At 57.6% G+C, this 15,148-nt stretch carries 16 protein-coding genes; 10 read left to right on the forward strand and 6 right to left on the reverse strand.

Going from position 1 to position 15,148, the window contains the following annotated elements:
• Positions 1 to 3: 3 nt before the first annotated feature.
• Positions 4 to 1,251: a tyrosine--tRNA ligase gene (gene tyrS / locus AC2FIC_RS09655; RefSeq protein ID WP_281971972.1), complete on the reverse strand. Its 1,248-nt coding sequence runs from the start codon at positions 1,249 to 1,251 to the stop codon at positions 4 to 6.
• 231 nt (positions 1,252 to 1,482) lie between these two features.
• Here tyrS and AC2FIC_RS09660 point away from each other — a divergent pair, with 231 nt between their 5' ends.
• The gene (locus tag AC2FIC_RS09660; protein WP_496691113.1) at positions 1,483 to 2,559 is read left to right on the forward strand and encodes an anhydro-N-acetylmuramic acid kinase; all 1,077 of its coding nucleotides are present in this window, start codon (positions 1,483 to 1,485) and stop codon (positions 2,557 to 2,559) included.
• Here AC2FIC_RS09660 and AC2FIC_RS09665 read toward each other — a convergent pair.
• Both AC2FIC_RS09665 and AC2FIC_RS09670 read right to left on the reverse strand, forming a co-directional pair.
• Positions 2,525 to 3,415 carry a fatty acid desaturase gene (locus tag AC2FIC_RS09665; RefSeq protein WP_496691114.1) on the reverse strand — a complete coding sequence of 297 codons (891 nt, stop codon included), beginning with the start codon at positions 3,413 to 3,415 and terminating at the stop codon, positions 2,525 to 2,527. The genes AC2FIC_RS09660 and AC2FIC_RS09665 overlap by 35 nt on opposite strands.
• 3 nt (positions 3,416 to 3,418) lie before the next feature.
• Positions 3,419 to 3,838: a cupin domain-containing protein gene (locus tag AC2FIC_RS09670; protein WP_496691115.1), complete on the reverse strand. Its 420-nt coding sequence runs from the start codon at positions 3,836 to 3,838 to the stop codon at positions 3,419 to 3,421.
• 85 nt (positions 3,839 to 3,923) lie between these two features.
• On the opposite strand from AC2FIC_RS09670, the gene AC2FIC_RS09675 reads away from it, so the two are divergent.
• The 6 genes from AC2FIC_RS09675 (at position 3,924) to AC2FIC_RS09700 (ending at position 9,522) form a co-directional block, all read left to right on the forward strand.
• Complete coding sequence (locus AC2FIC_RS09675; protein WP_496691340.1) at positions 3,924 to 5,342, forward strand: protein adenylyltransferase SelO; 1,419 nt, start codon at positions 3,924 to 3,926, stop codon at positions 5,340 to 5,342.
• A gap of 127 nt (positions 5,343 to 5,469) precedes the next feature.
• Entirely contained in the window at positions 5,470 to 6,174 is a 705-nt protein-coding gene (locus AC2FIC_RS09680; RefSeq protein ID WP_496691341.1) for an endonuclease/exonuclease/phosphatase family protein, read from the forward strand.
• 73 nt (positions 6,175 to 6,247) lie between these two features.
• Entirely contained in the window at positions 6,248 to 6,661 is a 414-nt protein-coding gene (locus tag AC2FIC_RS09685) for a Fur family transcriptional regulator (protein WP_142633379.1), read from the forward strand.
• A 136-nt stretch (positions 6,662 to 6,797) separates the two neighbouring features.
• Entirely contained in the window at positions 6,798 to 7,679 is an 882-nt protein-coding gene (locus AC2FIC_RS09690; RefSeq protein WP_496691116.1) for a DMT family transporter, read from the forward strand.
• 124 nt (positions 7,680 to 7,803) lie between these two features.
• Entirely contained in the window at positions 7,804 to 9,081 is a 1,278-nt protein-coding gene (eno, locus tag AC2FIC_RS09695) for a phosphopyruvate hydratase (protein ID WP_496691117.1), read from the forward strand.
• 273 nt (positions 9,082 to 9,354) lie between these two features.
• A complete protein-coding gene (locus tag AC2FIC_RS09700) occupies positions 9,355 to 9,522 on the forward strand; it encodes a hypothetical protein (protein WP_185956604.1) in 168 nt (55 codons plus the stop codon).
• Positions 9,523 to 9,574: 52 nt separating this feature from the next.
• On the opposite strand, the gene AC2FIC_RS09705 is transcribed toward AC2FIC_RS09700, so the two are convergent.
• The 3 genes from AC2FIC_RS09705 to mazG form a co-directional block, all read right to left on the reverse strand.
• Positions 9,575 to 10,024 carry a GNAT family N-acetyltransferase gene (locus tag AC2FIC_RS09705; protein ID WP_496691118.1) on the reverse strand — a complete coding sequence of 150 codons (450 nt, stop codon included), beginning with the start codon at positions 10,022 to 10,024 and terminating at the stop codon, positions 9,575 to 9,577.
• The gene (locus AC2FIC_RS09710; protein WP_496691119.1) at positions 10,021 to 10,962 is read right to left on the reverse strand and encodes a nucleoside hydrolase; all 942 of its coding nucleotides are present in this window, start codon (positions 10,960 to 10,962) and stop codon (positions 10,021 to 10,023) included. Before AC2FIC_RS09710 ends, AC2FIC_RS09705 begins: the two co-directional genes overlap by 4 nt.
• 63 nt (positions 10,963 to 11,025) lie before the next feature.
• Positions 11,026 to 11,883, reverse strand: a complete 858-nt coding sequence (gene mazG, locus AC2FIC_RS09715; protein ID WP_496691342.1) for a nucleoside triphosphate pyrophosphohydrolase — start codon at positions 11,881 to 11,883, stop codon at positions 11,026 to 11,028.
• Positions 11,884 to 11,949: 66 nt separating this feature from the next.
• Between mazG and AC2FIC_RS09720 the strand changes: the two genes are divergently transcribed.
• From AC2FIC_RS09720 to speB (AC2FIC_RS09730), 3 genes are all read left to right on the forward strand, one after another.
• Positions 11,950 to 13,113: a M20 aminoacylase family protein gene (locus AC2FIC_RS09720; protein WP_281971978.1), complete on the forward strand. Its 1,164-nt coding sequence runs from the start codon at positions 11,950 to 11,952 to the stop codon at positions 13,111 to 13,113.
• A gap of 12 nt (positions 13,114 to 13,125) precedes the next feature.
• The gene (gene speB, locus AC2FIC_RS09725; RefSeq protein ID WP_142633391.1) at positions 13,126 to 14,091 is read left to right on the forward strand and encodes an agmatinase; all 966 of its coding nucleotides are present in this window, start codon (positions 13,126 to 13,128) and stop codon (positions 14,089 to 14,091) included.
• Between the two features lie 63 nt (positions 14,092 to 14,154).
• On the forward strand, positions 14,155 to 15,102 hold the full coding sequence (gene speB, locus AC2FIC_RS09730) for an agmatinase (protein WP_496691120.1): 948 nt from the start codon (positions 14,155 to 14,157) through the stop codon (positions 15,100 to 15,102).
• Positions 15,103 to 15,148: the final 46 nt, after the last annotated feature.

Raw genomic sequence — 15,148 nt, forward strand, 5'->3', positions numbered from 1 at the left:
TAGTTATCCCAACTGAACCAGCGCGTGCCTCTTCTTGCCCGCACTCAGTTTGATGGGCGAGGACAAGGCGCCTGCGTCGATCATCAGACCCGCGTCTGTTAATGAAGCGTCGTCCAGTTTGGCGCCGTTTTCTGCAATCAGGCGCTTGGCCTCTTTGCCAGATTTCGCCAGGCCAGACTGTACGATCAGTTGCACGATGGATATCGGCAAGTCTGCTTCGCCGACCGTTAGGGTCGGCAGATCGTCCCCGACGCCACCTTTTTCGAACACTTCGCGAGCGGTGGCCTCGGCATTTGCCGCAGCCTCGGTCCCGTGCAGCAAGGAGGTGACCTCGTTTGCCAGGCGGATCTTGGCCTCGTTGATCTCGGACCCCTGCAATGCGCCAAGGCGGTCACACTCATCCACAGGCAGTTCGGTGTACAGCTTAAGGAACCGCCCAACATCCGCGTCGGTGGTGTTGCGCCAGAACTGCCAGAACTCATAGGGTGAGCGCATCTCGGCATTCAGCCAGACTGCACCGTCTTGCGATTTGCCCATCTTCTTGCCATCGCTGGTGGTCAGCAAGGGTGAGGTCAGGCCATAAATCTCGTTATCCAACACGCGACGGGTCAGGTCGATACCGTTGACGATATTGCCCCACTGATCGCTACCGCCAAGCTGTAGGACACAGCCATAGCGACGGTTCAGTTCAAGGAAGTCATAGGCCTGCAGGATCATGTAGTTGAATTCGAGGAAGGACAGCGATTGCTCGCGGTCCAGCCGGGATTTCACCGATTCAAAGGCCAACATCCGGTTGACCGAGAAATGCCGCCCGATATCGCGCAGGAAGTCGAGGTAATTTAGGTCGTCCAGCCACTCTTCGTTGTTCAGCATCAGTGCTGCGTTTTCTGCGCCGCTATCATAGTCGATATAGGCGGCAAACACCTTTCTGATGCCTGCGATATTGGCGTTGATCTGGTCCGGGCCCAGCAGGGGGCGCTCATCTGACCGGAAGGACGGATCGCCCACCTTCGTGGTGCCGCCGCCCATCAGGGTGATCGGCTTATGACCTGTTTTCTGGAACCAGCGAAGCATCATGATCTGGATCAGGCTGCCCACATGCAGGGACTTTGCCGTTGCATCAAACCCGATATACGCCGACTGACACCCGCTGATCAGCGCCTCGTCAAGGCCCTGATAATCGGTGCAGTCAGCCAGAAAGCCGCGCTCGATCATCGTGGCGATGAAATCCGATTTGGGGTGGTAGGTCATATCGTGCCCTTTGGGTTAATGTTGCGGGGCAGTGTATAGGCGGTGGGGATGACAAGGAAAAGGCACCTTATCCAAGAAAAACACGCGGCTTATGTGATCTGGCTTGCCTTGGGTTTGCGTTAACGTGCAGGTTGTGGGCAACGCGACGACAGAACGGGCGCGAACAGGCGAAAGAGGGCTGGCGTGGGTCGGGCAATTAGCAAATCAGGCGTATTGACTGCATTGGGTGCAATGTCGGGGACCTCGCTGGATGGCGTGGACGCGGCGGTGATCAAAACGGACGGTTACAGAATTCTTGGCTTTGGGCCCACCGGATACCGCGCCTATTCAGATGCAGAGCGGAAAACGCTTCGTGCTGCATTGGGGCAGTGGCATGGCCATGATGTGGATACCGCGGCGGAATTGGTCACGCTTGCCCATGCCGAAATACTGGCCGACTTCGATGAGATTGACCTGATCGGATTTCACGGTCAGACCCTAGCGCATGAACCAAGCGGGCGCGGTACGTTGCAGGTGGGTGACGGCGATGGCCTGACGCAGGCCTTGGGTGTCCCCGTCGTTTGGGATTTCCGCAGCGATGATGTGGCGATGGGGGGCGAGGGCGCTCCGCTTGCGCCCTTTTACCACTTTGCCTGTGCCAAGTGGATTGAGGCCAACCAACCGCTTTGTTTTCTGAACCTGGGCGGGGTCGGGAACCTGACCTATGCAGATCCCAGGTTTGATGGCCCTGAGATACCAGGTGCGCTGTTGGCTTTTGACACCGGTCCGGCCAACGCACCGGTTGATGATCTGATGCAGGAACGTCTGGGTCTGCCCATGGATCGCGACGGCGCGATTGCGCGCGGCGGCAGGGTCGAGGCCGGGGCGCTTGAGTTGTTTCTGGCAGAGCCCTTCTTTAACAGGATGCCGCCAAAATCACTGGACCGGAACGACTTTGCCGAGATGATCCGCCTGGTGCAGGAACTCTCTGACGCTGATGCGGTTGCCACGCTTACCGGCATGTGCGCCGCCGGAGTTGCGCAAGGGATCGAGCATTGCCCGGAACCGCCGTCGCGTGTGTTGGTGACAGGAGGGGGACGGCATAACCCGGTCCTGATGGAGATGCTGCGCGTTTCGCTGGATTGTCCGGTGGAGCCGGTCGAAGCGGTTGGTCTGGATGGAGATATGCTGGAAGCACAGGCCTTTGCCTATCTTGCTGTCCGTGTCGCGCGCGGGCTGCCGACCTCTTGCCCCGGCACCACAGGGGTCAAGGCGCTGGTCGGGGGCGGGATGGTCAGCGTTCCATCGAGCGAACGTAGTCTGACGTAAATTCTGAATACCCCTCAGAAGTCGATTTCAGATGTGCTTTGGTCCAGTCATGCAGCGTTGGCAGCTGGTGAAACGGCACGTTTGGAAAGGCGTGGTGTTCTGCGTGATAGGGCATGTTCCAGGCCAGAAATCGGACCAATCGGTTGGTGAACGTAGTGCGCGAGTTTTCAAGCATATTCGCCACCGGCGGGCAGAGGCCGTGTTCCGCAAGCAGGTACAGCCGAAGAACGGGCTGTGCCACCAAGACCGGCAACAGCCATAAGCTGACCACCAAAGGAGACACCAGCAGGCTTGCCCCTGCAAGCGCGTAAATGGCCAGCAGGACACGGGCCTCAATCCGCATGGCCTTATGTTGGCGATGCGGCAAATAGGGCGCCTCGATCCGGCCCATTGCGTTACTGATCAGAACGCTCGTCATCCCAGACCAGTAAGGCCAACCACTCAGATAGATCATCAGGCTGGGCCAGCTGTCGGGTCGCGGTTTGCCACCCAGCTCTGGATCTTTGTCCGGGTGGTTGGTCCATTTGTGATGTGCAAGGTGATAGTATCGAAACCAGGTAAAGGGCAGGGCGATTGGGATTGAGACAAGATGCCCAACCGCGTCATTCATCCAGCCGGTCCTAAACGGCGTTTTGTGGGTGCATTCATGGCTGAGGGTGAACAGAAACACCAGCAACACGCCTTGCGCCAGGATCAGCAGCGGCCAGAGCGGGATTTGCACGGCGATGCCTGTGCTGGTTGTGAATAACACCAATAGATACAGCACCAAGTGCCTCAGACCCGCCGCGTCAGACCGCATCTGCAGCCGGTCTTTGGCCTCGGCTGGGAGTGATGCGATGAGGGCGCGGTGATCCATCGGTCAGCCTCGGAGGATGTCGAACCCTGGAGCGGCGAGCTCGAACCCGTCAAACTCAAACCCCGGGGACACGATGCAAGAGACCAGCGTGTAGGCCCCCGTGCTGCGCGCGGCCTGCCAGTGATCCTTGGGCACGATCAGTTGTGGTGCGCCTTGCGACAGGTCCGGGGTCAGCATGTGGTCGGTCGCCGGGCCAGTTTCGGTTGCGCTGAGCGACAGCACCAAGGGCGCCCCCGCGTGATACAGCCAGATCTCGGTCGCATCGACGCGGTGCCAATGGCTGGCCTCGCCCTGGGCCAGCAGAAAATAGATACAGGTCCCGGTGGCGCGGCCGTGGTTATCAGCGCGCCAGGTTTCACGGAACCAGCCGCCTTCGGGGTGGCGTTGCAGATTCAGATGTTGAATGATCTCTTGTGCGGTCATGGGGCCTCGGTCGTTTCAGGGCGATTATGCACGGGATTGGACGATCCGCTATGGTATTCGTCCCGATCAGGAATATGTTTGGAACATGACTCTGATGATCCCCTTCGACAACAGTTACGCCCGTTTGCCAAACAGCTTTTATGCGCGGCAAGCGCCGGTGCCGGTTCGTGCGCCTCGCTTGATTGCTTTCAACTCCGATCTTGCGCAGATTCTGAGAATCACGCCCGGCGAGGTGCATGAAATGGCCGAGGCCTTTTCCGGCAACGCCCTGCCAGAGGGAGCAGAACCGATTGCACAGCTCTATTCAGGGCATCAGTTCGGAAATTATAACCCCCAGCTTGGGGACGGGCGCGCGGTTTTGCTGGGCGAGACAGTTGGGACGGATGGCGTTCGACGGGATATCCAGTTGAAGGGATCAGGCCCGACGCCGTTTTCCCGACAGGGTGACGGACGTGCATGGCTGGGTCCGGTGCTGCGCGAGTATGTGGTGTCCGAGGCGATGCACGCGCTGGGCATCCCGACTACAAGGGCGCTGGCCGCCGTTGAGACTGGCGAGGCCATTTTTCGAGAAGGTCCAATGCCTGGTGCGATCCTGACCCGTGTCGCGCAAAGCCACCTGCGCGTAGGTAGCTTTCAGGTCTTTGCCGCGCGTGGGCAGTTGGACAGCCTGCGTCAGCTGACAGATTATGCCATTCAGCGCCATTACCCGCAGGCCGACGGCCCGATGGGTCTTTTGCGCGCTGTTGTCGACGCACAATCGCAGTTGATTGCCGCATGGATGAGTGTGGGATTCATCCATGGGGTGATGAATACTGACAACTGCTCGATCTCAGGCGAAACCATTGATTACGGCCCTTGCGCCTTCATGGATAACTATCATCCCAATACCGTCTACAGCTCGATCGACCGCATGGGTCGCTATGCCTATTCCAACCAGCCCGAAATCGCCGTTTGGAATGCAGCGCAGCTGGCGACCGCGCTGATCCAGCAGTTCGAGGATAAAGAGGCCGCCGTTGCTGAGGCTACCGAGATCGTCCATGCGATGCCCGACCTGATACAGCAGCACTGGCTTACAAAGTTCCGGGCCAAGATCGGTCTTGTGACGCAGGAAGACGGCGATCTTGAGATGATCTCGGACTTGCTGAATTGCATGGCGCAGAACCAGGCGGATTTCACCAATACCTTCCGGGCGCTGGGCGGCGATCAGGCGCGGGATCAATTCACCGATCCGCAGGCCTTTGATCAATGGGCAGACGGTTGGCGGTCGCGGCTGTCTCGTGAAAAAAACCCTGCTGAGGTGATTAACAAGGCCAATCCGGCCTTTATCCCGCGCAACCACCGGGTCGAACAGATGATCCAGGCGGCGGTGCAGGGGGATTTTGACCCATTCCACCGGCTGAACAATGTGCTGTCCCGGCCCTATGAGGATCAACCCGGCGCTTTGGATCTGACACGGCCACCGGCACAGGATGAGGTTGTTCAGGCGACCTTCTGCGGTACATGAGTTCCTCACACCTGTTTTCGCAGTCAGCTACGTCGGTGTTTCGCCATGCGCTTGCTTTGGTTAAGCCGGCTTGCAATCAACGATGAGCAGCGCAATCCTGCGATCTCAAACGGACTTTCAGGAACCCATGTCTCAGACCGCAATCCTGCGCATCGCCAGCTATAATATTCAGAAATGTGTCGGACTGGATCTACGTCGACAGCCCCAGAGGATTCTTCAGGTCATCGAAAGCCTGCAGGCCGATATTGTCGTCTTGCAAGAGGCCGACAAACGATTGCCTCCGCGCCCTGCGGCCCTGCCGCATTTCATGCTTGACGAAGCGGGATGGCAGATCGTCGATTTGGGTGGGGCTGGCAGCTTGGGGTGGCATGGGAATGCAGTGATCTGGCGGGGTGATGCGATCCGTGTCCGGCAGACCGGGCATCACGAATTACCGGGGCTGGAACCGCGTGGGGCTGTCAGGGTCGAGTTTGACACACCAATCGGTCCGCTTCGGGTGATGGGCATGCATCTGGGGCTCTTGCCCGCCTCACGCCGTCAGCAAATCACCCACCTCAGACGGTGCGATGCGAATCTAGAGGATTTGCCAACTGTCTGGGCGGGGGATTTCAATGAATGGTCCCGACAGCCGGTTCTGGATCACCTGGCCCCGGACATGCGCTTTCTGCCGCCGTTCCCCAGTTTTCCTGCGGCGCAGCCCTTGGGCGCGCTGGATCGGATCGCGCTCGGCGCGGGGCTTGAGGCTGTTTTGCATGGCGTGCATTCGGTGCGACCAGCGCATATCGCCTCGGATCACTTGCCAATCTGGGCCGATCTACGGCTTGTAGCTTAGCCGGTAAATCCCCTGTAGCGCCGATCACGCATACGGTTTAATACAGAGAACCGAATATATGCCGAGGGTTCCTATGTCCGACACGATCATCGCCCGTTGCGAAGCCAAAGGCCTGCGTATGACAGGACAGCGCCGCACGATTGCACAGGTGCTGCAACAAAGCGATGATCATCCCGATGTCGAAGAGCTCTATTCGCGCGCCTCGCAAGTTGATTCTGGTATTTCCATCGCCACCGTCTATCGGACCGTCAAACTGTTCGAAGAGGCCGGGATTTTGGAGCGTCTGGAATTCGGTGATGGTCGCGCGCGGTACGAGGATGCCGAACGGGACCATCATGATCACTTGATCGACATGCAGTCAGGTGAAGTCATCGAATTTGTAGACCCTGAGATCGAAGCGCTACAGGAAAAGATTGCAGCTAAGCTGGGCTACAAGCTGAAAGGGCACCGGCTGGAACTGTATGGCGTTCCGCTGGACCACGACTGATCCATCACAAAAAACGAACGGCCTGCGCACGGGAATTCATGATTCCCAGGCGGATATTGCTTGCCTGACCGCCCGGCATCGGCTTTTGCTTGGATAGGGTCGGTTGAACGCGCCGCAATATTCTACGGACAAAACTATGAACAACGTGAACGGCATTTTGCTGGTCGTCGGCGCAATGGCGGCATTTGCACTTGAAGATATGTTCATCAAACACCTGTCGGTCACAGTGCCAACAGGACAGATCATGGTTCTTTTGGGCCTTTCCTGTGGTCTGGTCTTTGTTGGTATGGCGGTGTTCACCCGCAAACGCATCTTTGATGCTGCCGCGTGGCAGACTTTGCCCCTGATACGCGCGCTCTGCGAGGGGTTCGGGGCCGTGGCTTTTGTGACCGCGCTGTCTCTGGTCGATTTGTCAACGGTTGCCGCGGTGTTTCAGGCAATGCCTTTGGTCGTTACAATGGGGGCGGCGTTGTTCCTGGGCGAGCAGGTTGGATGGCGGCGATGGAGCGCAATCGGCGTCGGTTTCATCGGTGTTCTCCTGATCATCCGACCGGGGCTGGACGGGTTCCAGCCAGAAACCCTTTTTGTCGTGGCCAGCGTTGTGGCTATAGCCGCCCGCGATCTGATCACACGCAGGCTGGATGTGCGTGTGGCCTCGGCAGTAGTTGCGATGCAGGCCTATGGGGCGGTTACCATTGCCGGTCTAGTGCTGATCTCAATGGCCGGCCAGCCGGTCGTTGCACTGAACCAAGCGCAATTCGGGCCGTTCCTGGGCGCGATTGGATTTGGTGTTCTGGGGTACTACGGGATTGTCAGTGCAATGCGGATTGGCGATGCCTCGGCCCTGACCCCGTTCCGATACACCCGGCTGGTGTTTTCTATCGCGGCCGGAATGCTGATGTTCGGGGAACGCCCGGATATGATGACGGTTGCCGGTGCCTCGCTGATCCTGGGGTCGGGGCTCTATACCTTCCTGCGCGAACGGCGTCTGGCGCGGTCACTGGCTGTCGCGGCCTGACGGATCGTCGCAGGTTTGCGCAAACAGGCTCTCAGACCTGTGTTAGCGATAACATGAGTGGTTTACTTTTTGCCCTATACTGATATGAGGCTGGCAACTGATTGCAGCCACAGGGACGGGCCTCATGAGCACCATCATCGACATCCATGCACGCGAAATTCTGGACAGCCGGGGCAACCCGACCGTCGAAGTGGACGTGATCCTGGAAGACGGCACCATGGGCCGTGCCGCCGTCCCGTCGGGTGCCTCGACCGGCGCCTATGAGGCGGTCGAAAAGCGTGATGGTGACAAATCGCGCTATATGGGCAAGGGCGTGCTCGAAGCGGTTGCCGCCGTAAATGGTGAGATCGCCGAAGAACTGGTTGGGTTCGACGCGACCGAGCAGGTGGCGATCGACCAGACTATGATCGAACTGGACGGCACCGAGAACAAAGGCCGTCTGGGCGCAAACGCCATCCTGGGCGTTTCGCTGGCAACGGCCAAGGCGGCAGCGGATTTCACCACACAGCCGCTGTTTCGTTATGTCGGCGGCACCTCGGCCCGTATCCTGCCCGTGCCGATGATGAATATCATCAACGGTGGCGAACATGCCGACAACCCGATCGACATTCAGGAATTTATGATCATGCCGACCTCGGCCGCGAATATCCGCGACGCGGTGCGCATGGGGTCCGAGGTGTTCCATACTCTGAAGAAAGAGCTGTCGTCGGCAGGTCTTGCCACAGGTGTCGGCGACGAGGGCGGCTTTGCCCCCAACATCGCCAGCACGCGCGAGGCACTGGATTTCATTCTGAAATCCATCGAAAAGGCGGGCTACAAGCCGGGTGAGGAAATCCATCTGGCTTTGGATTGCGCCGCGACCGAGTATTACAAAGACGGCAAATACATCCTGTCCGGTGAGGGCAAGAGCCTGACCTCGGAAGAAAATGCCGACTATCTGGCGGCGCTGGTCAACGACTATCCGATCATCTCAATCGAAGACGGTATGTCCGAGGATGATTGGAATGGCTGGAAGGCCCTGACCGACGCCATCGGCGACAAGGTGCAACTGGTGGGCGACGATCTGTTCGTCACCAACCCCACGCGACTGGCGGAAGGGATTGAACGCGGTTGTGCCAACTCGATGCTGGTCAAGGTGAACCAGATCGGAACGCTGACCGAGACGCTGCGCGCCGTCGATATGGCCCATCGCGCACGCTATACGAATGTGATGTCGCACCGCTCGGGCGAGACCGAAGATGCCACGATTGCCGATCTGGCAGTGGCCACGAATTGCGGTCAGATCAAAACCGGATCACTGGCGCGGTCAGATCGGTTAGCCAAGTATAATCAACTGATCCGTATCGAAGAATCTTTGGGTGAGATTGCCGAATACGCAGGGGCCTCAATCCTCAAGCGCTGAAACCTGTAAGCCTGAATTTTGATTGCCTGGCCTGTGGAAATGGGCCGGGCTTTATTGTGTTGGATTGCAGGTTTTGCCCATGTCTAAATCTCAAATCGGCACTTTAGCATGATTGGGTCAGAAGAAACTTGGGAGGTTATGAATAGTATTATCTAGATATATTAATGGCTTATATAGGGGTCCTGCGCTGGCGGCCCTGATGTGTGAACTTTTTCCTTTTTGTTCTGTAGTGCGCATTCGTATCATATTGAAATAACAGATAAGGGGAACACTATGAATGGTTCGAAACTTCTTCTGGTAGCGTCTGCACTCAGCACTGTATTTCTGGTTGCTTGCTCAGAGCCTGGAACATATCCGATCACCGGTACGGCAGTGTCCCCTGACGATCCGGTGGCAAACCTCGAAGCTCCGGTTTACATCCGTCGCGGTGAGGCCCGGTAGGGTCTGTCAATCTTTCGCGGGTGGCCTTGTTGTTCAGCCAAACAGAAATGGATCAAAGGGTTTTGCTCATCAGCATATAGCGGTCACGAGGCTTGAAACCTGTACGTAGATACAGTTTCTGCGCAGTCTCGTTTGTACGATCGACTTCAAGATGCAAAGCTGTGAGCCCCGCGTTTGCCAACGCCTTGGGCAAATCCAGCAAGACTTCAGAGGCAATTCCGCGCCCTCGCACGGCGGGACGAATATAGATCTCATCCACGAATCCATCCATGCCGCCGAATTCAACCGACCACCCAAAGGTCAGGATGACATAGCCCAAGGGTGCGCGACCGGGGCCAATCAGGTAGATGCACCCAAAAGGTATTCCCTCGAGAAGAGGGGCAAGCGCATTGCGCGTCTGATCGGCATCCTGGGTAATGCCTTCTTCGGCGTGAAAGGCGGCGACCAGACCAACCAGACGTTCCAGATCCTCGGGGCGGGCAAGGCGAAGTGCGGCGCTCATAGTCGGGCCAGCCGATCCGTGAGCAGATCAAAAAACCCGCCAGCGTCAATTTCTCCGATGAACAGGGCGTTGGGTTTTCTGTCGGTAACACCCCACCAATCGGCAACTGTCATGCCCAAGGTCAGCTTTGATTGGGTCTCGACCTCGACATTCACCAGCCGCCCGGTAAACAGTTCGGGCTTGATAAGATAGGCTGTCACGCAAGGGTCGTGTAGCGGAGCACCTTTCGAGCCGTATTTGTTCTTGTCGAACCTTTCAAAGAAATCGGTCATCTCGGCCACCGCGACACCGGCCTTGTTTCCAATTCTACGGAAGGCATCGTTGCGCGTCTTGGTCACCAGAGCTTTATGCGTGACATCAAGCGACATCACCACAATGGGACGTCCAGATTTGAACACAATATCAGCGGCTTCTGGATCGACGTAAATGTTAAATTCGGCGGTTGGGGTGATGTTTCCAACTTCGAAATATGCCCCTCCCATCAAAACGATCTCTTGAACTCGGTCCACGATGTCAGGCGCTTTGCGGAACGCTGTGGCGATGTTGGTCAATGGCCCAAGGGGGCAGAGCGTAACGGAGCCTGGTTCATGCGCGCGCAACGTGTCGATGATGAAATCGACGGCATGTCCTTCGGACAGCGGCATCTGCGGATCCGGCAGAACCGGCCCATCCAAGCCAGTTTTGCCATGCACATGCTCTGCTGTGATCAGGGGGCGCTCTAACGGGCGGTCGCATCCGGCATAGACGGGGGTCTGGGTATGGCCAGCCAGTTCACAGACAATACGCGCGTTTTTTGCGGTTAGCTCTAAGGGTACGTTGCCAGCGACTGCGGTAATGCCCAAAACCTCAATTTCGTCGGGGCTGGCAAGCGCCAGCAGAATGGCGACGGCATCGTCCTGTCCCGGATCGGTGTCTATAATGATTTTGCGAGCGGGCATGATCGTCTCCGGAGGTCGTGAAGGTGGGACACTCGCAAGTGTCCGAGAGCTTGTCTAGCGGTTTTACGTTCCGGCCTTGGCCTTTGCCGGCGGGAGTTTGCCATTGGCCCGATGTTCCTCGATCTTCACCTCGTCCCAAAGCGCGTCCATCTCTTCCAGCGTGCTTTCCGTTGGGGTTTTCCCCCGTGCAGCCAGGCGCGACTCGACCTGTTCGAACCGGCGGGTGAACTTGGCGTTGGTCCGACGCAGGGCGGTCTCGGGCTCGACCCCAAGATGGCGGCCCAGATTGACCATAACGAATAGCAGATCGCCGAACTCATCCTCTAACGCATCCACATCCATGCGGTCGCGTGCCTCTTCCAGCTCGGCAGCCTCTTCGGTAATCTTGGCCAGCACATGGCTGGCATCGGGCCAGTCGAATCCAACACGGGCGGCACGTTTCTGCAATTTGAGAGCACGCAGCAGGGCGGGCAGGTTGGCGGCGACACCGTCCAACGCGCCTTGTTGTTCTTTACCAGCACGTTCGGCTGCTTTGATGGCTTCCCAGTCCAGTGTTTGCTGCTCTGCCGATTTGTCGCGGGATTCGTCGCCAAAGACATGCGGGTGCCGGGCGACCATCTTGTCCGACATGGTGCGCACCACGTCCTGAAAGGTGAAATGCCCGGCTTCTTCGGCCATTTGTGCATGAAAGACAGACTGGAACAGCAGATCCCCAAGTTCGCCCTTCAGCTCATCATAAGCCTCACGTTCGATGGCATCAGCGACCTCATAAGCCTCTTCGATCGTATAAGGAGCGACCGTGCCGAAATCCTGCTCGATATCCCATGGGCAGCCGGTTTGAGGGTCGCGCAGTCGGCGCATGATCTCTAACAAGCGTTCGATGCCAGCATCGCTGTCATGGATCAGAGGATTTTCGGCCATTGCGAACCCTTTCGTTCCGGTGTCAGATGCATCCATTCCGCAGTCACGATCAGGAGTCCACCCCAGATGCCCGTCGTCAACCGAATTGCCGATTTCTCTGCCGATATGGCCGCATGGCGCCAGCATCTGCATACGATCCCCGAGCTTGCATTCGAATGCCACGAAACCGCGGCCTTTGTTGCCGACCGGCTGCGAGAGTTCGGTGTCGACGAGCTGCACGAGGGCATCGCCACCACAGGGATCGTTGCGATCATCAACGGGCAGGGCGAAGGACCGACGATTGGTCTGCGCGCTGATATGGACGCTTTGCCTATCCCCGAGGAAACAGGGGTCGCGTACCAATCAACCAAGCCCGGAAACATGCATGCCTGCGGTCATGACGGGCACACCACGATGCTGTTGGGCGCAGCGCGCTATCTGGCGGAAACCCGAAATTTCCGTGGACGCGTGGCGCTGATCTTTCAACCGGCCGAAGAAGAGGGTGGTGGCGCGGGCGTCATGGTCGAAGAGGGGATTATGGACCGGTTCGACATTTCCCAAATCTATGCATTGCACAATGCGCCTGGAATTCCCGAAGGATCCTTTCAGACAACCCCCGGGCCGATCATGGCTGCTGTTGATACGTTCGAAGTTCACATTCAGGGCCTTGGTGGCCATGGTGCCATGCCGCATGAAACCCGGGATCCGGTGATGGCGGCCTGCGGTATCGCCCAGGCGATTCAGACCATCGTCAGTCGTAACAACTACGCTTTGGACAGTCTGGTGATCTCGGTCACGCAAATCCATACCGGCACCGTGAACAACGTGATCCCCGATACCGCCTTTATCAACGGCACTGTGCGCACTTTTGATCCGACTGTGCAGAAAATGGTGATGGAGCGGATGGAACAGATCGTACAAGGACAAGCCCAATCCTATGGTGTCGAAGCGCGGCTGGACTATGAGGTCAACTATCCTGCAACAATCAATGACGCCGACAAGACTGGTTTTGCCGCAGAAATCGCGCGTGATGTTGCCGGTGCAGATCGCGTGATGACCAATGTCGACGCGATGATGGGGGCCGAGGATTTTTCATACATGCTGCAGTCGCGCCCCGGCGCTTACCTGTTTCTGGGGCAAGGCGAGGGGGCCGGATTGCATCATCCGAAATACAACTTCAACGACGACATCGCGCCGGTTGGGGCGTCTTTCTTTGCGCGGATCGTCGAAAAGGCCCAGCCTTTGGGCTGACAGGAGAAAGACATGGCACTGGAAGATTCAAAGAATTTCGTCGATGAGGCGTTTACCAATCCTGAACTGAAAGGCGTCTCGTACGAGAATACTTTTGGGGGGGCGATGTCATTTTTGCGCCGCTTGTATACCAAGGATCTGACCGGGATCGATATCGCCGTAACCGGCGTGCCATTTGATCAGGCGGTGACGAACCGCCCCGGTACGCGTCTTGGGCCACGCGCCATCCGCGAGGCCAGCACGTTGCAATCCCCGGATGAGCCTTATGGCTGGCCGTTTGATGCGCTAAGCGAATTGGCAATCGTGGATTATGGGGACATGGCTTATGACTACGCCAATATACCTGCCTTTCCGGACACATTGACGGACCACATTCGCACAATTCTCAACGCTGACGTGGCCTCGGTGACGCTTGGTGGGGACCACTATATCAGCTTTCCGATCCTGAAGGCCTATGCCGAGAAATACGGGCCGATGTCCTTGCTGCAATTTGATGCGCATACGGATACATGGGCTGACGACGACATGTCCCGCGTGGATCATGGGACCATGTTCTACAAGGCGGTCAAATCAGGGATAGTGGACCCTAAGCGTTCCGTTCAGGTGGGTATTCGTACGACGAACGAAGATACTTTGGGGGTCAACATCATTGACGCTCGGGAGGTGTACGAGTCCGGTCCCGCCGCCGTGGCGCAAAAGATCAAAGGCATTCTTGGTGACAACCCGGTTTACCTGAGCTTCGATATCGACGGTCTGGACCCGGCCTTTGCGCCTGGCACGGGAACGCCGGTCTGGGGTGGACTGAGTTCGATTCAGGCCCAGATCATCCTGCGCGACATTGCTGGGATTAACATCAAAGGCGGGGACGTGGTCGAGGTTTCGCCGCCCTATGACACCTCAGGTGCGACAGCGATTGCAGGCGCACATGTGGCGACCCAAATCATTTGCCTGCTGGGATGGAACAAGCTGAAGCCTTAACCTTTGGTTAGCCATCTTTCCGGTATCAGGTTAGCAGCAGGGCAGGACGGAAGACATAACGGTATGACACAATTCAACCAACCAATCAGCGGTAACGATCTGGCGCGTTTTTCCGGCCCAAACACGTTTATGCGCCTGCCGCAGGCGGATACATTGGCCGGATTGGATGTGGCCGTAATAGGCATACCGATGGATATCGGCACCTCTTGGCGGTCGGGGACACGGTTCGGACCGAAACAGATCCGCAGCGAAAGTGCGATGCTGCGGCCTTACAATATGGCCACCTTTGCGGCGCCCTTCGACAGCCTGCAAATCGCCGACATCGGCGATTTGGCGATCAACACCTTTTCGCTGTCCGACAGCCTGAAGATCATCAAGGAGAGCTATGACGCGATTCTGGCGCAGGGTGTGACACCTGTGGCGATGGGGGGCGATCACTCGATCACCTTGCCGATCCTTCGGGCGATAGCCGCGAAACACGGGCCTGTGGCGCTGGTCCATGTGGATGCCCATGCGGATGTAAATGATGAGATGTTTGGCGAAAAGGAAACCCATGGCACAGTTTTCCGGCGCGCCTATGAAGAAGGGCTAATCGTGCCGGACAAAACCTTTCAGATCGGCATCCGAGGCTCTGGCTATGCGGCATCGGACTTTACCGAGGCCAAAGGGTGGGGCTTTCGCCAATACCCCGCATGGGAGCTTTGGCAGCAGAACCTGACGGTCATGGGCGCGCAGATACGCAATGAGATCGGGGATCATCCGGTCTATATCACCTATGACATCGACAGTCTGGACCCGTCCTTCGCCCCCGGAACCGGCACGCCCGAGATCGCCGGGTTAACCACACCGCAAGCGTTGCAACTGATCCATGCCCTGGGCGGGGCTAATGTCGTTGGGTGTGATCTGGTCGAGGTTTCTCCGCCGTACGATCCCTCTGGCAATACGGCGCTGACCGCTGCCAATCTGCTGTTTGAACTGCTGTGCATATTGCCAGGCGTGACGTCACGGTAGGGATCATGGCAGTCTCTTGTTTGCTATGCGGAACTGCATATGGTTC

The organism is Ruegeria sp. CDSC079, assembly GCF_059610505.1.